We start from the raw sequence: 22,226 nt of genomic DNA, 5'->3' as shown, positions 1-22,226 counted from the left end.
ATATAGTAAGAAAAAGAGGACAAATAAGCAGAAACAATAAATGAAACGCTTACAAACGAGTGACATTTTTGTTACCGACGTGTCGATAGTTCCAAGTATAATAGAAAAGTGCAAATATTAAGCAGAGGCCTTAATACGAATGAACTACAGATAAATTCTAACTTTGAATTTTCTTGCGTCTTTAGATGCATGGTAGAGGTAAGGAGGATTTAAGGTATGAAGCGAACCCAACCTTTATGGATATTAGTTATTCTTTGTATAGTTGGAGTTATGCTGGCCGGCTGTGGAACTAAGGAGCCGGCCTGGGAGACTTTTGACGGTGCGCTCAATGAGAAAAGCTTTCCCGTTCCTAAAGAAGCCAGTTCCCCCGACAGGACCACTACGAACGTGGCTATGGATTATGTAAGGTACTCTTTACCCGGGCTGAAAGAGAAGAAGGGTGTACCTGAGCCTTATCTGGAGGAGATCAAGGCATGGGGATGGGAAGAGCAGAGTAATGAGGATTCCGGAAGCTCCCGCGTTTTTCAGAAGGAAGGACTTATTGTACACTTAACCGTGCATGATGGCTACTTCATTGTAATGATCCCGAAGGAAAAGAAAGTCACCACCAAAGGATTAAAGAGCAAATAAAAAAATCGCCGTCCGTATAGGGATGGCGATTTTTTTGTGTGGGATGCAGGTTGAATATGCGCCCGTATGTATGATCGCTTAAGGTTATTGGGCGTAATAGGAGGCATCCGCCGGATTAAATTTCAGCATGCCGTCTTTCGCTTCGCTGCGCAGCCGCAGAAGGGTATACAGGCGGGGCAGCAGCAGCCAAAGATGGCATATTACTAAAGATGCGGTAAATGCAGGCGGTGCCCAGACGATAAAGAGCGCTGTAATGCAGAGACCGATCCACAGGTTATGCATTTGTACTTTGCGGAAAATGCCATAGTTGATATATTGATCAGGCATATAACCGGGCCAGGGCAGGTGCAGGGACATTTTCCACCGTTTTACGATAGGGTGACCGGAGATCAGCAGAACTGAACGTGAAATAACATATTGAATCCACAGCATTACGGGTCCGGCAATAATCATGAACAGAATGCTTAGCCAGGATAGAAAAACTGTTTCCAGCACAAGGAACACAAAAGGAAGCGCAATATAGACCCGCAGAAGGGATGCGGAAATATTAATTTTTTTGATAAGCTTGTATTGATAGAATGTAGCAGCGCCTTTGGTGTTTGGTTCCATAAAGAAAATTCAGACCTCCTCACAAGTTCTCTTGTTATTAATATCGGCCTAACCGTGTGTTTTATTAAACCCGGGATCATATACACCGAATGGGCATTAGGCGAATATATATATTTCAGGCTATGAAGGATTAGGAAAAAACTATGAAAAGGTTTAAAATGATAGAAGGTGTACCATACTGATCTTAAAAGAGTCAAGGTGGGATGAATATGGAACAGCAAACCGCACAGGCCTGCATCATCTGCGGGCAAGAAAAGGAAGAGGGCATTGTGATTGTCTCGCATTTCATCTGTGAAGATTGTGAGAGTGAGATGGTACGCACAGAGGCTGAAGATGCCAAGTACCGTTTTTTCATTGGCCGGATGAAGAAAATCAATCTGCAGAAGAATGCTTAACCCGAGAACAGCAGCAACGATTTACAAGTAAGTATATAAAGAGCGGGCGGTGGATGTGTGTCGCGTTGGCTGCAAATAAAAGAGTTCCTCTAACGGTTTCTCCGCCAGGGTCTGGTGTGGGAAGCCGTTTTGTTGTTTCGGGAAGACTTTGCGCATAATAATAGGCGTTTGGGTATATTTGCGTTAAAATAGAAGGTAACCCCCAGGGAAGGAAGAACAAATGAACAATTTACAGCCTGGCAGGGCACCTGTATACGAAATGCTGGAACAATATAGACTTAAGGGTAATATATCTTATCATGTGCCGGGGCACAAGAATGGTGAAGCTTACCGGAATACCGGTGGTGCAGGGTATCTGGCTGACGTGATGCGCTATGATGCGACAGAGATTACCGGAACGGATGATCTTCATCATCCTGAAGGGGTAATTCAGGAGGCACAGGAGCTGGCAGCGGATTGTTTCGGCGCAGAGGAGAGCTTCTTTCTGGTTGGCGGCAGCACAGCGGGGAACTTTGCACTTATCCTGACCGTTTGCTATGAGCCGGGAATGCTGCTTATTCTGCAGCGTAATGTCCACAAATCTGTAATCCACGGACTGATGCTGGCCGGGGCACATGCCGTGTTCCTGGAGCCGCAGATGGATCCGGGCAGCGGGCTTGCGGTTGCACCGGCGGCAGAAACGGTGCAGGCTGCACTGGCGGCATATCCGCAGGCTGCCGCAGTGTTGGTAACCATGCCGAATTACTACGGCATGGGCAGCGATCTTGCGCCCCTCGCGCAGGCCTGTCACGACAGCGGGATTCCGCTGCTGGTGGATGAGGCGCACGGGGCGCATTACGGACAGCACCCGGCGCTTCCAGCCGGGGCGCTTGCCTGTGGCGCGGACGGCGTGGTGCAGTCCACGCATAAGATGCTGACGGCGCTGACGATGGGCGCCATGCTGCATGTGCAAGGGCCATGGCTCGACCGCGCGCTGCTTCGCCAGCGCCTCGCCATGGTGCAGAGCTCCAGCCCATCATACCCCGTGATGGCTTCGCTCGATCTGGCCCGGCGGCTGCTGCACAGCCAGCGCGCCGGTGCCTTCACGGCGGGGCTCGCCGCCGTGGACGTGCTGCGGCGCGGCCTGGCTTCGCTGCCGCGCTTCCAGCTGCTGCAGCCGGCCGGGCCGCTGCAGCGCACCTGCGGCGATGCTGACGCCGCAGAGGCAGATACGCCGCCGCAGCGCGGGGCGGCGTACAGGACACAGGACCCCTTTAAGGCCGTCATTTATGACGCCGCCGGGGTCCTGGGGGGCTTCGAGCTGCAGCGCAGGCTCGAAGAAAGAGGGATCGTGCCGGAGATGAGCGACGACCGGCACGTGGTACTGGCCTTCAGCCTCGGCTCGAAGGCAGAGGATGCAGCGGTGCTGCTGGAGGCGCTGCGGGATATTGCGGCGCAGACAGCCTGCGGGGTGCCGCAGACGGAAGTCACAGAAGCAGCCTGTTACTCCGGGGCCAAGTATGCTGCTGGTTCCGGCTCTGCTCTTGATGAGGCAGCAGGCGCTGGCCTTGTCGCTGCCTCTAGCCCTATCGCAGAATCTCAATCGGATCGCAGCTCCATGACCATACTGGCGTCTGCATCATACAATATTGGGGAAGAGGTTATGTCGGCCTTTTCCAGCCCAAATTCCACGTGGAACAATTTCAGCGCATCGCTGATCTCAGCTCCGGTCCGGTTCTCCACGAAGCCGGTTGCCGCTGAGGAGACAGAGAGTATAACGCTTGAAGCAAGTGCGGGCAGAGTGGCGGCCGAAATGGTTATTCCCTATCCGCCCGGAATACCGCTGCTTTATCCCGGAGAGATCATAACAGAGTCCATATGCGGCAGGCTGGGCAGCCTCCGCGATGGCGGGGCTAAATTTCAGGCCTGTGCCGATCCCGCCTTACAGCATATTAAGGTATACAACATTCAGAAGGGCGGAGAAGTATAAGTGAAGCGAGAAGGTTTCTTCATTACTCTGGAGGGAGGCGACGGCTCCGGTAAAACAACCGTACTCGGCAGAGTAGCGGCTTATCTGCAGAATCATTCCATGCCCTACTTAATCACCCGCGAACCGGGCGGAATTGAAATCGCCGAGAAGATCCGCTCCATTATTCTGGACCCGGCCCATACGGCTATGGATGCCCGGACAGAAGCCCTGTTATACGCGGCAGCAAGAAGCCAGCATCTGGCGGAAGTAGTCGAGCCTGCACTGCAGGAGGGGATTACTGTATTATGTGACCGTTTTGTAGACAGCAGCCTGGTCTATCAGGGGTATGCAAGAGGACTCGGCATCGAGGAAGTGTGGGGAATTAACCGGTTCGCGACCGGCGGCAGGATGCCTGACCTTACCTTCTATCTTGATGTTGATCCTGAGGTGGGGTTGTCTCGGATAGCAGCCAATCAGAACCGGGAGGTCAATCGTCTGGATCTGGAGAGCCTTGAATTTCACCAGAAGGTTAAGGCCGGTTATCAGCTCGTGGTGGATTCCGATCCGCAGCGGATTGTTGTGCTTGATGCCAACCGTCCGATCCATATGGTGGAGCAGGACATTGTACAGACACTGAAAGACCGGATATTAAAGGATTTCTAAGAGGTTTTGTCAAATAAACAATAGAGGTATAATGGTTACACACAGATCTGCAGCGGGCTGGCTGCTGCTGCGAGAAATTCTGTGATTACACAACATGCAGGAGGGGAAACGAAGATGAATTTGATCATTGCAATTATCCAGGACAAGGACAGCAACCGGCTATCCAGTGAACTAGTCAAAGCGAATTTCCGTGCAACCAAGCTGGCCAGTACAGGCGGATTTTTGCGGGCGGGCAACACCACTTTTCTGATTGGGGTAGATGATATTCAGGTTGATGCAGTACTGAGTGTAATCCGCAACAGCTGTAAAGTACGTGAACAATTGGTTACACCTGTAACACCGATGAGCGGTACGACAGATTCATATTTGCCTCTTCCCGTGGAAGTTCAAGTAGGCGGAGCTACAGTATTCGTCCTTCCGGTTGATCGTTTCGAGCATTACTAACGCATAATATAGCAATAAACCATAAGGGCGGTAGATACCTTTGAAGATCAACCCGGGCTACAGGCCCTTAAAAAGTGAATTGTCGACCACGGAAGCTGACCGGCGGCCTGTTCAGCAAAAGAACTTTACCGATGTATTTCAACAGCAAAGTGAGCAAAAAACAATAGATGAACTGAACCGCCAGATTAAAGATATCCAGCAGCAAGGCGACCGGCTCTCCAAATCCATGACCGTCCGTGAACTGGCTATCTACCGGAACATGATCAAACGGTTCCTGGAGGAGACCGCCCGCCGCGGAGTGATCCTGAAGGAGACCAAGGGCTGGGACCGGCGCGGCCGGGGCAAACGCTACAAGCTGCTGGATGAAATTGATGCCGCTCTGCTGAATATGGCAGATGATCTGCTGGACAGTGAGCAGGGCCGGATTGATCTGCTCGGACGGGTCGGAGAGATCCGCGGACTGCTGATTAACCTTTCGTTCTGACAAACTTGGAGGAATATATGTCTTTTCATGAACTATTAGGCCAGGAGGATGCCAAGCGGCTGCTTCAAAATGCTTTACGCAAGGACGCTGTAAGTCATGCCTATCTGTTCACCGGTCCGCCAGGGAGCGGCCAGGTCAGAATGGCTATGACGTTCGCCCAAGCGATATTTTGCACGAAGTGCAAGGATGATGCCTGCGGGGAATGTCTGGAGTGCCGTAAGGTGGAGCATGGCAACCATCCCGATTTATCGTTGCTGCGGCCCGATGGGGCGAGTATCAAGATTGACCAGATCCGCGAACTTCAGCGTGTTTTTTCCTACCGCTCGGAAGGAATTAACCCGAAGGTTTATATTATAGAAGGAGCGGACAAAATGACGGTGCAAGCCGCCAACAGTCTGCTGAAATTTCTGGAGGAGCCTCCTGCTCCTGCGGTAGGAATTCTGATCTCTGATAACAGCAGTTCCCTGCTGCCGACGATCCAGTCCAGAACCCAGCGGATTCCGTTTAGCCCGCTGCATCCGGATATTATGCTTCAGGCGCTGTCCAGTGAAGGGGTTCCGGTGCCGCTGGCACGGTGCGCAGTATCACTGACTGCAGGTCTTGACGGCTGCAGGGAACTTTTGGCACAGAATTGGTTTGCAGAAATGAGAAATCTAGTGTTACAATTAGCAAAGGAGTCTTTGGGCAAAGGAAGCTCCGCAGTAGCAACTGCAGGGCAGAAGGTGTTCAAGACCGGGCTTGGTGAACATTTGGATATTCTATTCAGCATGTTTCACTTATGGTTCAAAGATATGCTCTACTTCCTGTACCGAAAGCACGAAAGTATCGTTTTCATAGATCAGTTAGACTTCATTTCCAAGGCTGCCCGTCAGCGGAGTACGGAACAATGGGTGGCTTACATGGAATTTGCGGTGGAGAGCAAGCGCAGGCTCCGCTCCAATACCAATACCCAGTTGTGTTTGGAGCAGTTCTTAATCCGGTTAGAAAGTTAACAGGCCGGGTTATTTATGATAGATCCTCCGGATAAACGCTTCAGCACCTGGAAGTACAGGTTTAACGGATGAGGAAGGACAAGCATGAATCATCTGGGAAGCAGGCTTGCTTAAGGATTCCTTTTACCGGCAAACAAGGGGGTTAATTTTTGTACAGCGTAGTAGGTGTCCGCTTCAAAAAAGCGGGTAAAATATATTATTTTGATCCACTTGATTTCCCGATTGAACGCGATCAATGCGTTATTGTTGAGACAGCAAGAGGGGTCGAATACGGTAAGGTTGTCGTTGGCAAAAAAGAGGTGCAGGAAGCAGACGTTGTACTGCCGCTCAAGAAGGTCATGCGTATTGCCGGTGAAACCGACGCCCGTGTGGTCGAAGAGAACAAAGGTGCTGCAAAGGACGCTTTTACCACCTGTTTAAATAAAATCCGCGATCATGGCCTCAAAATGAAGCTCGTGGATGTGGAATTTACGTTTGACCGTAATAAGATCATTTTTTATTTCACTGCCGAGGGCCGCGTGGATTTCCGCGAACTGGTTAAGGACCTGGCAAGTATTTTCCGAACCCGCATCGAGCTCCGGCAAATTGGTGTGCGTGATGAAGCCAAGATGCTTGGCGGACTTGGACCTTGCGGACGGGTGCTCTGCTGCTCCTCCTGGCTGGGTGATTTCGAGCCGGTGTCCATCAAGATGGCCAAGGACCAGAATCTCTCGCTGAACCCGACCAAGATCTCGGGATTATGCGGACGGCTGATGTGTTGTCTGAAGTTTGAGCATGATAATTATGAGAGCACGAAGGAAGAAATGCCGGCGGTAGGCAAAATCGTCGTAACCTCACTGGGTGATGGCAAAGTAGTAGGTATTAATGCCGGAAGCCGCACGGTTCATGTGCAGTTGTTTGAAGTGGGCAAAGTTAAAGAACTTCCAATGGATGATGTTGTCGTCAAGTAAACCATTATAAGGTTACTTTCGGGGTGGAAACTTGGAGAAGAAAAATATATTTGCACACATGCAGGAGATGGAAGCGCAGATGGATGAAATGCGCGCCACTCTAGGAGATTGGAAACAGACGGTTAAAGAGCTGATGGAAGCAAATCAGAAGCTCAGTCTGGAGAATGAGCAGCTACGTATCATATTGAAAAGGGAAGCCCCTCTGGATAAGGCCGCGCTTTCTGCTGAGGCGGAGGCTATACTGGCTGCCGAAGGCAAAGAAGAGGTTGTCGGAGAAGGTTACGATAATCTGGCCAGACTGTACCATGAAGGTTTCCACATCTGCAATGTCTATTTCGGGCATTTGCGGACGGAAGGCGATTGTCTGTTCTGCCTTTCTTTTCTTAATAAATGAGGATATCCAGCCGTAGGAGATTTTCGCCTACGGTTTTTTTTGAATTTGGAGGAATGTACAATGACCCATTCGTTTAACGATACCCCGGTGCCTTTGCATAGTGCAGAGCGGATCGATGACTTGCTAACCCATGATCTGCGGATTATCCAGAGTGATGAAGTATTCAGCTTCTCTATGGATGCTGTGCTGCTGGCCCGGTTCGCCAGTATACCGCCGCGCGGAAGAGTACTTGATCTATGCACCGGCAACGGAGTTATCCCTATGCTGCTGACCACGCGTACCAAAGCTTCTATTGAAGGGATAGAAATTCAGCCCCGTCTTGCCGACATGGCCCGGCGCAGTGTAGCCTTGAACAGGCTGGAGGAGCGGGTGCTGATCCATGAAGGTGATTTGCGGGAGCTGCATAATACCGCAGGGTATGGTGTATATGATGCAATAACGGTTAATCCCCCTTATATGCCGCTTAACGGGAGCGACCTGAAGCTGAATTCACATCAGGCCATGGCCCGTCATGAAATTGGCTGTACGCTGGAGGAGGTCATTCAGGCCTGTGTCCGGCTGGTCCGCACTGGAGGCAAAGTCAGTATGGTACATAAACCGCAGCGTCTGGTGGATATCATCAGTCTAATGCGTAAGCACCGGCTGGAACCTAAGCTGATCCGCTTTGTACATCCCCGTGCGCATCTGGAGGCGAATATGGTACTGATTGAAGCGGCGCGCGACGGGAAGCCGGAGGTGCGTTTACAACCGCCTTTAATCGTATATAATGAGGACAATCAATACTGCCCTGAGATAATGGATATTTATTATGGGAACAAAGAGGATAAGAGCCAATGACGATAACCTGCCAAAGCAGCTTTCAAAATAACAATGACGGAGCAAAGCCCGAAGGATGCGGCTGTCTGTATCTGGTGGCTACTCCGATCGGTAATCTGGAAGATATGACTTACCGCGCGGTGCGAACGCTGAAGGAATGCGATATTATTGCCGCAGAGGATACGAGACAGACGCGTAAATTACTGAGCCATTTTGAAATTACACCCTCGATGCTGTTCAGTTACCATGAGCATAATAAGGCGGCAAGCGGACCTGAATTGATACGCTATATAATAGAAGGTAAAAATTTAGCCCTTGTCAGCGATGCCGGCCTGCCGGCGATTTCAGACCCTGGAGCGGACCTGGTAGCACTGGCTGTAAGGCATCAAATTCCGGTCATTCCGATTCCCGGAGCTAACGCGGCGCTGTCAGCTTTGATTGCTTCAGGATTGCCTACCGCCAGCTTCACATTTATCGGTTTTCTGCCCAGAGAGCGCAAGGATATCCGGGCCGTTCTGGCACCTCTTCGCTCCGCCCAGGGCACACTGCTCTTCTATGAGTCACCGCATCGTGTTGCTAAGACGCTGGTTCATTTGCAGGAAGCCTTCGGCAACCGCCGGGTTACACTGGCCCGTGAGCTGACCAAACGGTATGAGGAGTTTCTTCGCGGTACGATTGAAGAATGCTGTGCCTGGCTGGAGGAGCATCCTCCGCTTGGTGAGTACGTAATTGTGCTTGAGGGAGAGAGCAAAGAAGAGGCGGAGCTCGCCGAGTCTTCCTGGTGGCGGGAGCTGAGCATCGAAGCTCATGTTGCCCATTATGAAACCTCAGGTTTGACGCGCAAAGACGCGATGAAAAAAGCGGCCTCTGACCGTGGCTTGGCCAAGCGTGATATTTATAATGCGCTGCTGGAGCGGGAATAAGGGGATAGCGTAACTGATCACGATTATTGCGAGTTAAGCATCTGTTAGATAAACTCTGAAATAGCTCAGATGATTAGAATGCTTGATGAAATAATTGTATTCTGTACACTTATTTGGATACAATTATTCCTTATATTAGATATAAGTGTAGTTTGTACATTTATATTTATGGAAAAAGGATAATTAAGAGGATATGTATGGATATAATTGTATGAAATACAACTAAATTAATCAGCCGCTCACTTTGGTATTAAATAACTGCACAGAATGCAGTTATCCATTTTTTCCAAGACTGATTATCCAATATTACACCTACGCTATCGCCCGAACGAAAGTCATTTGGCCGCGCTGACATAGCAATTCCCGCAGGGAGAGCGTACCGCAGCACGAAGGTAACATGAAGGCAAATAACCAGCACGCACCAAAGTTGCTAATCGGCTCCGCCTTAAAGAAATTCCCGCAGGGAGAGCGGTTCCACTGCTAGCGTCACCTAAGAGCGAAGCCGCACAACCGCCGCAAGAGCGAAGCGTGCGGCGAAACACTGCGCATGGCAAGGCCCTGAGGACGCACCTTCAGGGAGTCCGAAAAGGGCCGGTCCACCGCCGAACATGACTTCCTTCCGCCCCATCTGCACAGTTAGCCAAGCTTCCGGGTGTCCAGAGGGCCGGGGCCCTTGGGGCCCTCCCTATAGGGAGGGTTTGGGAGGGTAAGAAGAAGTTAAGGGTTATGATCTAAGGGAAAAAAGTGCAAAAAAATACCTCCCGCGCTAACGGGAGGCCAAGGAGATATAAAAAGGTTAGAATTAACAATTTGATTAGTTCCTATTATAACCTATTTGGTTTAGTTTGTCACAGGGGTAGGGATAGCAGAAATACATTCATGACAAACAATTTTACCTTTGAAATAGGTTACATTCTCAGCATTACCGCAGAAAATGCAGGCAGGCTCATATTTCTTAAGCATGATCCGCTCACCGTCCACGTAAATTTCGAGCGCATCTTTTTCTCCAATACCCAGTGTGCGGCGCAATTCAATTGGAATAACGACCCGTCCAAGCTCATCTACCTTACGTACAATTCCTGTTGATTTCATCATTACAATCGTTGCTCCTCTCAATTATCAAAAGCGTCAATATTCGACATTGTTCACTGTTTTATGATATTTATAATACCAACCATTCCCAAAACAGTCAACCTTTTTTGAGGCGAATTTTAAGGAAACTTTGAAGGAAACATTCATACCGCCATTGGTTAGGCATATATCCCAAAAAGAACCTCGAAAATATTTGTCGATTTGTAAATTGTTAATTTGTCATAATTCGACAAAGTACGACAATATTTATTATTATAACTGTAATTCCACCCTATTTCTATGGATATTATTCAAAGGAGTTGATCTCATGAAGCAACCGCTGACAGAAGAGAAGGTATTTAAGGATCCGGTTCATAACTATATTCACGTCCAGGACACCATTATCTGGCGTCTGATTAACACCAAGGAGTTCCAGCGCCTGCGGCGCATCCGCCAGCTCGGCACCTCTTATCTGACCTTCCATGGTGCAGAACACAGCCGGTTTTCCCATTCGCTTGGTGTTTATGAAATTACCCGACGGATTATATCGCAGTTTGAACGAAGCGGGTATAAGGATTGGATGCCTGAGGAAAGTCTGCTTACCCTGTGTGCGGCTTTGCTGCATGATTTGGGACATGGCCCGTTTTCCCATTCTATAGAAGAAGCTTTTGAAATGGACCATGAGGACTGGACCTGCCGGATCATTCTGGAGGATACGGAAATCACCGCTATTCTGCGTGATGTAGCTGAGGACTTTCCTAAAAAAGTAGCCTCTGTGATCTCCAAAACGTATGAGCATGAAATTGTTGTCAATTTAGTGTCGGGGCCGCTGGATGCGGACCGGATGGATTATCTTTTGCGTGATGCCTATTATACAGGGGTAAATTACGGAACCATTGACATTGACCGGATTCTGCGGATGCTGCGCCCCTATGACGGCCGGGTAGTTGTTAAAGAATCCGGGATGCATGCGATTGAGGATTACCTGATGTCACGTTATCAGATGTACTGGCAGGTCTATTTCCATCCGGTAACACGCAGCTCGGAAATTATTCTGCGCCAGATTCTCCGCAGAGCCAAGGAGCTGGTACAGGAGGATTATGCTTTCCGGTTCATGATTGAGCCGCTAAGTGATTTGTTCCGCGGGGATGTAACGGTGGAGCAGTACCTGCTGCTGGATGAGGCATTGATGCAGACAGCCTTCATGCAGTGGACGCTGGAGAGTGATGAAATTTTAAGCGACTTGTGCAGCCGATTTATTCATCGTAAACTGTATAAATATGTGGAGATGGAGCATCTGGATACAGAGACAATTGACGAAATCCGCCGCAGCTTTGCCGGTGCCGGACTGCGTGCTGATTATGATCTGGAAATCGATTTTCCGACAGATCTTCCTTATGATGTATTCCGTCCGGGGGACGCTTTTGACAGCAAACAGATTCTGCTTCTGGACCGTCATGATAAGCTGCGGGAGATCTCTGAGGTATCGGATATTGTACGCTCAATCAGCGGGATTCACCGAGGCAGATACCATCTCTATTTCCCGCAGGACAGGCTGCAGAAAGCCCTTCCACAGCTGCCGCCCTCCATCGCAGATATTTTTGCAAAATAACCTAAAATACTTGTAATTCATCATAGAAATCAAGGCGGAAAGGATGAAATATAATGCAGTTATTCGACACACATACCCATTTGGATGCTCCGCAATTCGACGAGGACCGCGAGGAGGTAATCGCCCGGGCACTGGAGTCCGGAGTCAGTAAAATGATCAATATCGGCTTCAACCGGGAGACGATTCCGACAACGATGGAGCTCGCAGAGAAATATGATTATATTTATGCAGCGGTGGGCTGGCATCCCCAGGATGCATTCAGTATGAAGGAGGGCGACCTCGAATGGATTGCTTCGCTTTGCAGTCATCCCAAGGTAGTCGCTATCGGTGAGATCGGACTTGACTATTATTGGGACACCTCTCCTAAGGATGTGCAGCATGAGGTATTCCGCAAGCAAATTGGCCTGGCACGTGAACTGAAGATGCCAATCTGTATCCATAACCGCGATGCCCACGAGGATGTAATCCGGATTCTGCGGGAGGAAAAAGCGGGTGAGGTTGGAGGGGTGATGCATTCGTTCTCCGGCAGCTGGGAAAGCGCCAAAATGTGTCTGGATCTCGGCTTCCATTTGTCCTTCGGCGGACCGATTACGTTTAAGAATGCAAGGGTGCCCAAAGAGGTGCTCGCCCAGACTCCGCTGGACCGGCTGCTGATCGAAACGGACTCCCCATATTTGACTCCGCACCCCTTCCGCGGCAAGCGGAATGAGACCGCACATGTAAGACTGGTAGCGGAGGCAGCTGCGGCAATAAAAGGGATTGATTTACAGGAATTGGCTGAAATTACGTATGCGAACGCACTGGAACGATTTGGGATTGTCTGAAAACGGGAGAAAAAGCGGTGAAAAATGAAGTATAGCCGATATATTAAACTTTTATAGTCTAAAAACGGCTGAATATTACAATATTTTAATCATTTTTTTACGTAAACGTGGTTGAATCGTCCTTTACAACATGCATCAAAACAGGATATCATCTTTTCAGTGCAGTGAGCTGTTGTTACTGTGACAGTCACTATTTCATGGATCGTCTCGCTGAGTCTCCGTATGGAGAACGGGGGAACCAATAAATGCCCTGCCGCATGCCCGTACATAGAGTACAACACAGAATTGCCGCAGAATTTATTTGATTTCTTCACGTGGTCTTTGGGGTGAATTTGAGGGCAACCGCCGTGAGCGGGTGACCTGAGATAGGGCGTCTCTCTTATGCCCGAACCCGACAGCTAACCCCGTAAGCGCAAGTAAGAGAGGAAACCTCGTGCATAAACATTCCCGCGTATTCGACACCGGAGAAGCCACGAAAGAGTCCTCTGTGAACTCTTTTTTGGGCTTTTTTTTGTTTTGAATAATGCGGATGTTCCCGGCATACTGTTATATAACAGATATCCGGAGTAGCTATGCCGAGCAGGCGATCCATGAGCAGGAAACGCTGGAGCAATGCGGGCGTATCCTGTTGCAATCTCAAACCTAGTTTCGTCAGAAATGATGCAGTCACCTTGATATAACTTGGACGACGGGGCTATGTAAGGAGGATGGAGAGAGTGGGCGTATTCCAACCAGAGGTATCCCATGATTCGCAATCATCCAGCAGGTCTTTCGCATTACGGTTGAAGCAAGTGAATCCTCGCGTACTTTCACTTGCAGGTGTGATATCGATTGTTATCGCACTGTTAATTCTGCTGTACGTACACGGTCAGAGTAATAAAGAAATTATTTTAGTTATAGACGGACAGGTACAGACACTGGAGACGCGGGAAGCGCTGCTCAGTGATGTGCTGGCAAAGGAACAAATTTCGCTGCAGCCGTATGATGAGCTATCTATTGGCCTTAGTGATGAAATACAAGACGGCGACCGTGTCGTAATCACCCGTGCGCAGAAGCTTATGCTTACTGCAGACGGTGCAACCAAGACCATATACACCACCGAGGATTCGCTCGGAGATGCCATTACCAAGCTGGGTTACAGCCTGGAGGGCAATGACAAGATTTTCCCTTCGCTTGATACCGCAGTCACACCAGACATGGAAGTCAAGATTGTCCGTATTACCAAGCAGACCGTACAGCGGACAGTAAACTTGCCTTTTAAGGTCATCAAAACCGCAGACCCCTCTCTGTATAAGGGAGACGTAAGAGTTGCACAGGCAGGCAAGCCGGGCGCGATCATCCAGCATATCGAGAAGGTATATCAGGATGGGGAGCTAGTCTCCATGAATATGGTCGGCAAGGAAGTTCAGACAGTAACCAAAGATAAGGTTATTGCTGTCGGTACCAAAGCGGTTCCGAAGCCTGTTGTAGCTGCTGCAACTACATCCAAAGCAACAACAACCTCCAAATCATCCAAAGTCAGTGCGAAGAGCAACAACGTCACGAGCAAGGCAGGCGTAGATTTTGAATACAAAAAAATGATCAAAAACGTATCCATGACGGCTTATTCCTCGGAAGAACCGGGAATTGGAACACGTACCGCCTCCGGCACACGCGTAACGGAAGGCCGCACTATTGCAGTCGATCCGAATGTAATACCAATTGGCTGGTGGGTGTACATTGAGGGATTAGGGTTTCGCCGAGCAGAGGATACCGGCGGTGCCATTAAAGGCAACAAGGTGGATGTATACTACGATTCACTGAGCCATGCCCGTAATTTCGGCCGGAAGTCGCGGACCATCTATGTGATTGGACCTGTGAAGCCGGAGCTTAATTAAGCGGCAAGTCTTTTGCAAATTAGCGGTTTATAAGATATAGTGGGGGTAGCACTTACGGAATTTAGAGAGCTGCCGCTCATCACTTATACATTCTTTAGCCAAAAAGAAGGGGAGCGAATCCTCTTCTTTTTGCGTTTTAGAATAAGGGAGTAAATTATTTATGATTAAAGAATTAATTGTCGTCGAAGGTAAAAGCGATACCGTGGCCGTTAAGCGGGCGGTAGAAGCGGATACGATTGAAACAGGCGGTTCCGCAGTGGACCGCAAGGTCATTGCAAAGATTACATTAGCCATGGAACGCAGAGGGGTTATCATCCTCACGGATCCCGATCATGCCGGAGAGCGGATTCGCAAAATTGTCTCCTCCAAGGTACCCGGATGCAAGCACGCATTCATTCCGGAGAAGGATGCTACCCGCAAAGGGGATATAGGTGTGGAGAATGCCTCGCCTGAGGCCATCCGCCATGCGCTGGAGCATGTCCATACTTCTTTTGAAGGGGCACCGGCTGTAATCGGGCTGGAGGATCTTATGGCCGCAGGTATGATGGTACACGCACAGGCAGCAGAGAGAAGAATGCAGCTTGGCAATCTGCTGGGTATCGGTTATTGCAACGGCAAGCAGCTGTACAAGCGTCTGGCGATGTTCGGTATTACACGCGAAGAGTTCGCGCGCGCTCTCGCCCAAATTGATCAGGGAGGCATTACTTCATGAGCGACACTCTGAATATCTCATCCCCAACTAGAACCAAAGCAATCATACAGCGGTACGGGTTTTCGTTCAAAAAAAGCCTGGGCCAGAACTTTTTGATCGACCAGAATATTCTGGACAAAATTGTCGATGCCGCAGGCCTGGATTCTGCAGCAGGCGCACTGGAGATTGGCCCGGGTATCGGAGCCCTGACGGAAAGGCTGGCGATGACAGCAGGAGCGGTCACAGCGGTGGAGATTGACCGCAGACTGATTCCGATCCTCAGGGATGTCCTGTCACCCTATCCCCATGTAAAGATCCGCAATGATGATGTACTGAAGGTCAACATGCAGGAGCTGTTTGCCGAAGATTTTGCCGGTGTGGACAGGGTCAGCGTAGTGGCCAACCTCCCGTATTATGTGACGACCCCGATTCTCATGAAGCTGCTGGAAGAGAAGCTGCCGCTTGATAACATCGTCGTTATGATCCAGAAGGAAGTTGCCGAACGTATGGCTGCTTCTCCTGGAGGCAAAGAGTACGGAAGCCTTAGTATTGCCGTCCAGTATTACAGCGAGCCCGAACTGGTCTGCATGGTACCCCGGACAGTGTTCATTCCGCAGCCGAATGTAGAATCAGCCGTCATCCGTCTGAAGGTCAGAGAGCGCCCTCCGGTTGAAGTTGCCGATGAGAAGCATTTCTTCGATGTTGTTCAGGCATCCTTCACCCAGCGGCGCAAGACGATCGCCAATAACCTGAAGGCCCGCTACTTCGCTGAAGAGGGGCGTGAGCGTCTGGAGGCACTGCTGGCTGAAGCAGGGATAGAGCCGTCCCGCCGCGGAGAGACACTTAGCCTGGAGGAATATGCGCGGCTAAGCGCTGTCCTGCTGGCCGCAGGAATCGTATAATCAGCAGAAAACACTCCGGGTGATGAACCAACCGGGACCTTTGCCCATAACATGGGGTAGAGGTGGTGTTGTAATGAATTTAGGAGACTTGGTCATACGTAAATCTTATGGCGGCGATGTGACTTTCCGGGTAGAGAATATAGTGCAGAATAAAGCCGTCATCAAGGGGACGGAATTCCGGTTGCTGGCGGACTCTCCGCTGGATGATCTGGTGCAGGTGCCTCCTACCCGGATTACAGAGCGGGGGCAGCAGGCGCAGATCAAAGCCATAGAATCCCTGAGCTGGCTGCGCAAAGACCGTCAGGAGCAGAGCCAGCGCAGCGGAGAGAGTGTATCGGGAGCAACTGGCACATGGGCCCCAACTCCGAAGGAAGCCGGATTTTTCGAAGTGCCGGGTAAGGTGCTGCATTTGGATGGCGACGCGCTGTACCTGAAGAAGAGCCTGAGTCTGTATGAGCAACTGCGCATACCCGCCGAAGGGCATCATATTCATGAGTCCAAAATGGCGGAGACCTTGTACCGGCTGCTGCCCCGTGTGCGTCCGGATATCGTGGTGATTACCGGTCATGACGGAGTACTTAAGCAACAGCAGGGTTATGATCTCTACAGCTTGAGCAGCTACAAAAATTCACAGAATTTTGTTGCGGCTATCCAGGTTGCCCGGGAGTATGAGCGGAATTTCGACGCCCTGACGATTGTTGCAGGGGCCTGCCAGTCGCATTTCGAGGCGCTGCTGGGCACAGGGGCGAATTTCGCCAGCTCACCGGGAAGAATACTCATTCATGCCCTGGACCCCGTCTATATTGCGGCCAAGGCTTCATTCACATCGATCCGCGATACGGTCAATTTGAGCGATGTATTGAACCATACCATTAGCGGTAACCAGGGAATGGGCGGAATTGAGACCCGCGGGAGCTTCCGTATCGGGATGCCCCGGCTGCAGAATCTTGCTACCCTGAAGGTGGCGCCTTCGGTGCTGTAGCGGCGGATATAGAGAAGGAAGGATAAGCGATCCGGCTTATCCTTCCTTTTTTCATGGGCAGATTTGCGTTCAGCATTACCGATAACAAGGCGCTTAAGCCGGGACTTCGTGCTTCTAAAAAAATTCCGTTGACAACTATTTTAGCATCATCTATAATTATTTATTTGCTTTGACAATGATTGTGAAAAGTTGTATAATGGACAAGGAAAGAGGTGGTCGTCAGGCAATGGCTAATAACGCGCTGTTGGAAATCAAACGCAGTCTCGAAGCTCACGTCGGTCATAAGATCACGTTGCGGGCTAACGGTGGTCGTCGCAAGACCGTTGAACGTACCGGTGTCCTGGAAGAAACGTACCCTTCTGTATTTATTGTCAAACTGGATCAGGAGCAGCAAACATTCAAGCGAGTCTCCTATAGCTATGCCGATATCCTTACTGAATCTGTGGAAATCACAGTTACCGAAGACGATGGGCAGATGCGGATTATGTATATTAAAGCTTAGCGTCACGGACAGTCTCCCTTAAGGGGGGCTGTTTTTTGTTTTTCCGCTGCATGACCTGTGCCCCTTGGCCGCATACTACATAAGCAGTAGCTCATCATCCAATAGCATACAGGGAGGAATCCGTAATGAGCCGCAGAAGACGGGGCATGATGTCGGAGGAATTGAAGACAGAGCTGGCCAAGGAGCTTGGATTCTATGAAACGGTAGAGCAGGAAGGCTGGGGTGGAATCCGGGCAGTTGATGCCGGGAACATGGTCAAGAGAGCGATTCAGCTGGCTGAACAGGCTGCACGGAAATCGTAACGCCGTCAGGCTGGGGTCTGCAGTTGTAACTGGGTATCGCCTGCTGGCGGTACCTTTTTCCAGATACCGGGGTCCGGAGAAGCTTACTCAACTTTTGTTAATGGACTTCACTGCCAGTTTCTCATATAATATGTTAAGTTGTTTTTACGGGAAAAGCTGAGGGTGGGTGAACGCCTTGAAAATGTATGAGAAAGCGCCGGCCAAGATTAATTTGATGCTGGATGTGCTGCATAAGCGCGCTGACGGATTTCATGAAGTGGAAATGATTATGACTATGGTCGATCTGGCCGACCGTCTGGAGCTCTCCGAGCTGAAGCGTGATTCCATTATTATCTCTAGCCAGGCCGGGTATATTCCGCTGGATGAGAAGAATCTGGCCTTCCAGGCCGCAAGACTGATTAAAGACCGCTATAACGTGAGAAGCGGTGTACATATTCACCTGGACAAAAGAATTCCGGTCGCTGCTGGCCTAGCCGGCGGCAGCAGTGACGCCGCGGCTACGCTGCGCGGCCTGAACCGGCTCTGGCGCCTCGGGATCCCGGCGCAGGAGCTGCAGGAACTGGGCGCCGAGCTGGGCTCGGACGTCCCGTTCTGCGTCACAGGAGGCACTGCCCTCGCTACGGGCAGGGGAGAACGGCTGACTCCGATAGCGAGTCCGCCGCAATGCTGGGTCGTCCTGGCCAAGCCGCCGATTAATGTATCGACGGCTGAGGTGTACGGACGCGTACGCGCGAATAACATCGCGGTCCATCCGTCCGCACTCCGGATGCAGCAGGCGATTGAGGCCGGCGATTTCGCGGCGGTCTGCGCGGGCCTGGGCAATGTGCTGGAGGATGTGACCCTGAAGCTGCACCCGGAGGTACAGCAGCTCAAGGAAGCGATGATGAAGCTGGGGGCAGACGGGGTACTGATGTCCGGCAGCGGACCGACAGTGTTCGGCCTGGTATCGAAGCAGTCCAAGGTGGCAAGAATCTATAACGGGCTCCGCGGATTCTGCAAGGAAGTCTATGCCGTGCGTTCGCTGAGCTGAGCCGGAAGGCACACCGAAACGGTTAGCGCTGCCCCAGGCAGCTTAGCCGTTTCTTCTTGAGCGAAGAGCAAGTCAACTCCTGAAGGACGGTATAACCGTTTTCGCTTGTGTAAATCCGTACAAAAATGATATTATTCATAATAATATTCGGTTTTGGCGAGGAGCATTCCGTGAAAAAACTTAAACGAAGCCAGCGATTGGTTGATATGACCCAATTTTTACTTGAGAAGCCGCATGATCTGCTGCCGCTCTCGACCTTCGCAGAGCGGTACGGTGCAGCGAAGTCATCGGTCAGTGAAGATCTGGCTATTATAAAAGAGGTATTTGAAGGCGAAGGCATGGGCGAACTGCAAACCCTGGCGGGTGCTGCAGGCGGAGTCAGGTATATTCCGCGGATGCCGATGGACATGGCCCTAGCTTTCGTGAACCGTCTGTGCGGGCAGCTGGAGCAGAGTGACCGGATTCTGCCCGGCGGTTATTTGTACATGTCCGATCTGCTGGGACTGCCGTCCCTGATGGAGCAAGCCGGTAAGATTATTGCTACGGCTTTTTACGGGGTAGAGATTGATGTCGTGATGACGGTGGAGACCAAGGGGATTCCGCTGGCTTATGCGACGGCTGCACAGCTTGGGCTGCCTGTAGTACTGGTGCGCCGCGACCATCAGGTGACCGAGGGTTCGGCGGTAAGCATTAATTATGTCTCGGGTTCGCACAAGAGCATACATACGATGTCGCTGTCCAGACGGGCACTGCGTGAGAAATCCCGGGTGCTGATCGTGGATGACTTCATGAAGGCGGGCGGTACCGTACGCGGGATGGTTGATCTGCTCGGTGAGTTCAATGCTGAGGTCGCCGGTGTAGGCGTACTTGTAGAATCCGGAGCGGTGGAGAAGGAAGAACGCCTGCTGCATGATTACGTATCACTCGTAAAGCTGACGGAGGTAGATTCCAAGGTGCGGCGCATTTCCGCGTATCCCGGCAACTATTTCCCCTCCTGAGGGAGCTGGATTTCCAAGATTAAAAACCCGTGCATAATGTCGAAACCGTGAGGAATCTTAAGATAACAGCACGAAATGTGTCGAAATCAATGGTTCTGCAAAAATAATCTTCTTTTTCAGGCATTTTATGGAATGAAAAAGAAGGAATTCGCTTTGCTGTGTGGAATTATACACCAAGTCTCTGATGGAAAAAGGTGGTGAACACACACATGCAAATTACGGATGTCAGACTCCGCCGCGTCAACTCTGAGGGGAGAATGAAAGCAATCGCATCCATTACAATCGATAACGAGTTTGTTGTTCATGACATACGCGTCATCGATGGTAATAACGGGATGTTCGTTGCAATGCCCAGCAAGCGTACACCTGACGGTGAATTCCGCGATATCGCTCACCCGATTTCTTCGGGAACGCGCGAAAAGATTCAATCTGCGGTTCTGGCCGAGTACGAACGCGCCGCTACGGAAGAAGAAGAAGTCATTGAAGAGGGAGCTTAAGCTGTGAAGCGCTGACTCTCAAGGATTGCTGCCCTCCCGGGCGGCGTAAGGCCATGCCGTTTTTTTAAGATAAGACTTTTTATGTTTCGGGGTCCCGCAAAGTACCTGGGTCAGCCTCGAAGACAAAGCCCCACTTTGTGGGGGGATTTTATTGGGGTTCGAAGAAAAGGGAACCATGCCTTCATGGTTCTCTTTTCTTTTTGCCCGGAATGAGATATATTCAGTAGTGAGTTCAAGAAGTAGGAGGTTGGCATTCTTGAAAAGAATGGCTGTTGTACTTGCTGCAGGCCAAGGCAAGCGCATGAAATCTAAATTATACAAAGTGCTGCACCCCGTCTGCGGTAAACCGATGGTAGGGCATGTGCTTGATACAGTAAAAGCGACCGGATGCGAGCGTACAGTAGTTGTCGTAGGTCACGGCGCTGAGAAAGTTAAAGCTTATGTAGGCGACAATGCCGAATATGTGCTGCAGGATATCCAGCTTGGAACCGGGCATGCCGTCAAACAAGCCAAAGATCTGCTTGGCGGCGAAGAAGGAACCACGATCGTGATCTGCGGGGATACGCCGCTGGTAATGACCGAGACGCTGGAAGGGCTGATGGCGTTGCATGAAGCGCAGAAAGCTGCCGCAACCGTCCTCACCGCTGTTATGGAGCAGCCTGCCGGATATGGCCGGATTATCCGTGGCGAAGACGGCGGAGTGCAGAGGATTGTAGAACAGAAGGACTGCACAGAGAGCGAAGCCGCTGTCAGCGAAATCAATACAGGCACTTATTGTTTTGATAACGTTAAGCTATTTGCCGCTCTGGAGAAGGTAACCAATACCAATAACCAGCAGGAATATTATTTGACTGATGTTATCGGTATACTCCGGGCACAGGGAGATATCGTTCTTGGATATCAGGCCCATGATGCTGCAGAGTCTATTGGTGTGAATGACCGCCTGGCATTGTCCGAAGCGGAAGGCTATATGCGTGAGCGTATCAACCGCGGGCATATGCTGAACGGCGTGACTTTAATCGATCCTGCCTCTACCTATATTGGAGCGGATGTTGTCATTGGAGCAGACACTGTGCTGTATCCGGGCACTGTGCTCAAAGGCAAGACGGTAATCGGCGAAGATTGTGTGATCGGACCTGCGAGCGAAATTGAAGACTGCGTGATTATGGACGGTGCTGTAGTGAAGCACTCCGTACTGAGTCAGGCTGAGGTCGGCGCACGGGCATCCGTTGGGCCTTTTGCGTATTTGCGTCCGGGTGCCGTGCTTGGCGAAGAGGTCAAGATCGGCGATTTCGTGGAGATCAAGAATGCTACAATCGGTGACGGCTCCAAAGTGTCCCATTTAAGCTATGTCGGTGATGCTGAGGTCGGTAAGAATGTGAATATCGGCTGTGGTGCCATCACCGTTAACTATGATGGCTACAACAAGTCGAGAACAGAAATCGGGGACGATGCCTTTATCGGCAGCAATGTGAACCTTGTAGCTCCGGTAACTGTGGGCAAAGGCGCATTCGTTGTCGCGGGGTCAACCATCACTCGTTCTGTTCCGGAGAATGATCTGGCTGTTGCCAGAGTAAGGCAGGAGAATAAGCCGGGTTATGCGGAGAAGATCCGCTCCCGTGCCAAAGCGAAGAAAGACCAGTCGAGTCCATCGTAAAGCGCCCAAGGCCAAAGCGCCGGACGGACTCTG

The 22,226-nt window shown here is 50.6% G+C and carries 25 protein-coding genes and 1 riboswitch; of the genes, 23 read left to right on the top strand and 2 right to left on the bottom strand.

The window, feature by feature from the left end; genetic code table 11:
• Window positions 1-216 precede the first annotated feature (216 nt).
• Window positions 217-630, top strand: a complete 414-nt coding sequence (locus tag GC101_RS00515; RefSeq protein ID WP_039305704.1) for a hypothetical protein — start codon at window positions 217-219, stop codon at window positions 628-630.
• Window positions 631-714: 84 nt separating this feature from the next.
• On the opposite strand, the gene GC101_RS00510 is transcribed toward GC101_RS00515, so the two are convergent.
• A complete protein-coding gene (locus tag GC101_RS00510) occupies window positions 715-1,239 on the bottom strand; it encodes a hypothetical protein (protein WP_171715671.1) in 525 nt (174 codons plus the stop codon).
• Between the two features lie 209 nt (window positions 1,240-1,448).
• Between GC101_RS00510 and GC101_RS00505 the strand changes: the two genes are divergently transcribed.
• From GC101_RS00505 to rsmI, 10 genes are all read left to right on the top strand, one after another.
• Window positions 1,449-1,634 (top strand): sigma factor G inhibitor Gin, encoded by a 186-nt coding sequence (locus GC101_RS00505; RefSeq protein WP_039305710.1) that lies wholly within the window; start codon window positions 1,449-1,451, stop codon window positions 1,632-1,634.
• Window positions 1,635-1,854: 220 nt separating this feature from the next.
• Entirely contained in the window at window positions 1,855-3,603 is a 1,749-nt protein-coding gene (locus GC101_RS00500) for an aminotransferase class I/II-fold pyridoxal phosphate-dependent enzyme (protein WP_171715670.1), read from the top strand.
• Window positions 3,604-4,245 (top strand): dTMP kinase, encoded by a 642-nt coding sequence (gene tmk, locus GC101_RS00495; protein ID WP_039305713.1) that lies wholly within the window; start codon window positions 3,604-3,606, stop codon window positions 4,243-4,245.
• Between the two features lie 114 nt (window positions 4,246-4,359).
• Entirely contained in the window at window positions 4,360-4,689 is a 330-nt protein-coding gene (locus tag GC101_RS00490; RefSeq protein WP_036723983.1) for a cyclic-di-AMP receptor, read from the top strand.
• A gap of 40 nt (window positions 4,690-4,729) precedes the next feature.
• On the top strand, window positions 4,730-5,173 hold the full coding sequence (locus GC101_RS00485) for a YaaR family protein (protein ID WP_039305718.1): 444 nt from the start codon (window positions 4,730-4,732) through the stop codon (window positions 5,171-5,173).
• A 17-nt stretch (window positions 5,174-5,190) separates the two neighbouring features.
• Window positions 5,191-6,165: a DNA polymerase III subunit delta' gene (gene holB / locus GC101_RS00480; RefSeq protein WP_171715669.1), complete on the top strand. Its 975-nt coding sequence runs from the start codon at window positions 5,191-5,193 to the stop codon at window positions 6,163-6,165.
• Between the two features lie 149 nt (window positions 6,166-6,314).
• Window positions 6,315-7,115 carry a PSP1 domain-containing protein gene (locus GC101_RS00475; protein WP_039305726.1) on the top strand — a complete coding sequence of 267 codons (801 nt, stop codon included), beginning with the start codon at window positions 6,315-6,317 and terminating at the stop codon, window positions 7,113-7,115.
• A gap of 31 nt (window positions 7,116-7,146) precedes the next feature.
• Window positions 7,147-7,509 carry a DNA replication initiation control protein YabA gene (yabA, locus tag GC101_RS00470; RefSeq protein WP_039305729.1) on the top strand — a complete coding sequence of 121 codons (363 nt, stop codon included), beginning with the start codon at window positions 7,147-7,149 and terminating at the stop codon, window positions 7,507-7,509.
• A 60-nt stretch (window positions 7,510-7,569) separates the two neighbouring features.
• On the top strand, window positions 7,570-8,346 hold the full coding sequence (locus GC101_RS00465) for a tRNA1(Val) (adenine(37)-N6)-methyltransferase (protein ID WP_171715668.1): 777 nt from the start codon (window positions 7,570-7,572) through the stop codon (window positions 8,344-8,346).
• Window positions 8,343-9,248 (top strand): 16S rRNA (cytidine(1402)-2'-O)-methyltransferase, encoded by a 906-nt coding sequence (gene rsmI / locus GC101_RS00460; RefSeq protein ID WP_246354103.1) that lies wholly within the window; start codon window positions 8,343-8,345, stop codon window positions 9,246-9,248. Before GC101_RS00465 ends, rsmI begins: the two co-directional genes overlap by 4 nt.
• An 840-nt stretch (window positions 9,249-10,088) precedes the next feature.
• On the opposite strand, the gene GC101_RS00455 is transcribed toward rsmI, so the two are convergent.
• Complete coding sequence (locus tag GC101_RS00455; protein ID WP_019914502.1) at window positions 10,089-10,343, bottom strand: AbrB/MazE/SpoVT family DNA-binding domain-containing protein; 255 nt, start codon at window positions 10,341-10,343, stop codon at window positions 10,089-10,091.
• Between the two features lie 304 nt (window positions 10,344-10,647).
• On the opposite strand from GC101_RS00455, the gene GC101_RS00450 reads away from it, so the two are divergent.
• The 12 genes from GC101_RS00450 to glmU all read left to right on the top strand — a co-directional run bounded on the left by GC101_RS00450 (window position 10,648) and on the right by glmU (window position 22,193).
• Complete coding sequence (locus GC101_RS00450) at window positions 10,648-11,931, top strand: HD domain-containing protein (RefSeq protein ID WP_171715667.1); 1,284 nt, start codon at window positions 10,648-10,650, stop codon at window positions 11,929-11,931.
• A gap of 53 nt (window positions 11,932-11,984) precedes the next feature.
• Window positions 11,985-12,755, top strand: a complete 771-nt coding sequence (locus GC101_RS00445; RefSeq protein WP_039305744.1) for a TatD family hydrolase — start codon at window positions 11,985-11,987, stop codon at window positions 12,753-12,755.
• A 198-nt stretch (window positions 12,756-12,953) separates the two neighbouring features.
• A riboswitch (cyclic di-AMP (ydaO/yuaA leader) is annotated at window positions 12,954-13,183 on the top strand.
• A 288-nt stretch (window positions 13,184-13,471) separates the two neighbouring features.
• On the top strand, window positions 13,472-14,632 hold the full coding sequence (locus GC101_RS00440; protein WP_171715666.1) for a 3D domain-containing protein: 1,161 nt from the start codon (window positions 13,472-13,474) through the stop codon (window positions 14,630-14,632).
• A 160-nt stretch (window positions 14,633-14,792) separates the two neighbouring features.
• Window positions 14,793-15,344 carry a ribonuclease M5 gene (gene rnmV / locus GC101_RS00435; RefSeq protein ID WP_171715665.1) on the top strand — a complete coding sequence of 184 codons (552 nt, stop codon included), beginning with the start codon at window positions 14,793-14,795 and terminating at the stop codon, window positions 15,342-15,344.
• A complete protein-coding gene (gene rsmA / locus GC101_RS00430; RefSeq protein ID WP_042132680.1) occupies window positions 15,341-16,225 on the top strand; it encodes a 16S rRNA (adenine(1518)-N(6)/adenine(1519)-N(6))-dimethyltransferase RsmA in 885 nt (294 codons plus the stop codon). The genes rnmV and rsmA overlap by 4 nt, the downstream gene beginning before the upstream one ends.
• 73 nt (window positions 16,226-16,298) lie before the next feature.
• Entirely contained in the window at window positions 16,299-17,207 is a 909-nt protein-coding gene (gene yabG / locus GC101_RS00425; RefSeq protein WP_171715664.1) for a sporulation peptidase YabG, read from the top strand.
• Between the two features lie 226 nt (window positions 17,208-17,433).
• Window positions 17,434-17,709 (top strand): biofilm formation stimulator Veg, encoded by a 276-nt coding sequence (gene veg / locus GC101_RS00420; RefSeq protein WP_036696386.1) that lies wholly within the window; start codon window positions 17,434-17,436, stop codon window positions 17,707-17,709.
• Window positions 17,710-17,834: 125 nt separating this feature from the next.
• Complete coding sequence (locus GC101_RS00415) at window positions 17,835-18,011, top strand: small, acid-soluble spore protein, alpha/beta type (RefSeq protein ID WP_039305760.1); 177 nt, start codon at window positions 17,835-17,837, stop codon at window positions 18,009-18,011.
• Window positions 18,012-18,186: 175 nt separating this feature from the next.
• Window positions 18,187-19,041, top strand: a complete 855-nt coding sequence (gene ispE, locus GC101_RS00410; RefSeq protein ID WP_171715663.1) for a 4-(cytidine 5'-diphospho)-2-C-methyl-D-erythritol kinase — start codon at window positions 18,187-18,189, stop codon at window positions 19,039-19,041.
• A gap of 170 nt (window positions 19,042-19,211) precedes the next feature.
• Window positions 19,212-20,039 (top strand): pur operon repressor, encoded by an 828-nt coding sequence (purR, locus tag GC101_RS00405; protein WP_042132683.1) that lies wholly within the window; start codon window positions 19,212-19,214, stop codon window positions 20,037-20,039.
• Window positions 20,040-20,248: 209 nt separating this feature from the next.
• Window positions 20,249-20,536, top strand: a complete 288-nt coding sequence (gene spoVG, locus GC101_RS00400; RefSeq protein WP_036696395.1) for a septation regulator SpoVG — start codon at window positions 20,249-20,251, stop codon at window positions 20,534-20,536.
• 256 nt (window positions 20,537-20,792) lie between these two features.
• Entirely contained in the window at window positions 20,793-22,193 is a 1,401-nt protein-coding gene (gene glmU, locus GC101_RS00395) for a bifunctional UDP-N-acetylglucosamine diphosphorylase/glucosamine-1-phosphate N-acetyltransferase GlmU (RefSeq protein WP_281365762.1), read from the top strand.
• Window positions 22,194-22,226 lie beyond the last annotated feature (33 nt).

This window comes from Paenibacillus phytohabitans (assembly GCF_013141775.1).
GTDB classification, from domain to species: Bacteria; Bacillota; Bacilli; order Paenibacillales; family Paenibacillaceae; genus Paenibacillus_AQ; species Paenibacillus_AQ phytohabitans.
Note: the sequence above shows the minus strand (reverse complement) of the source record. Positions and strands in the feature narration are given on the sequence as shown.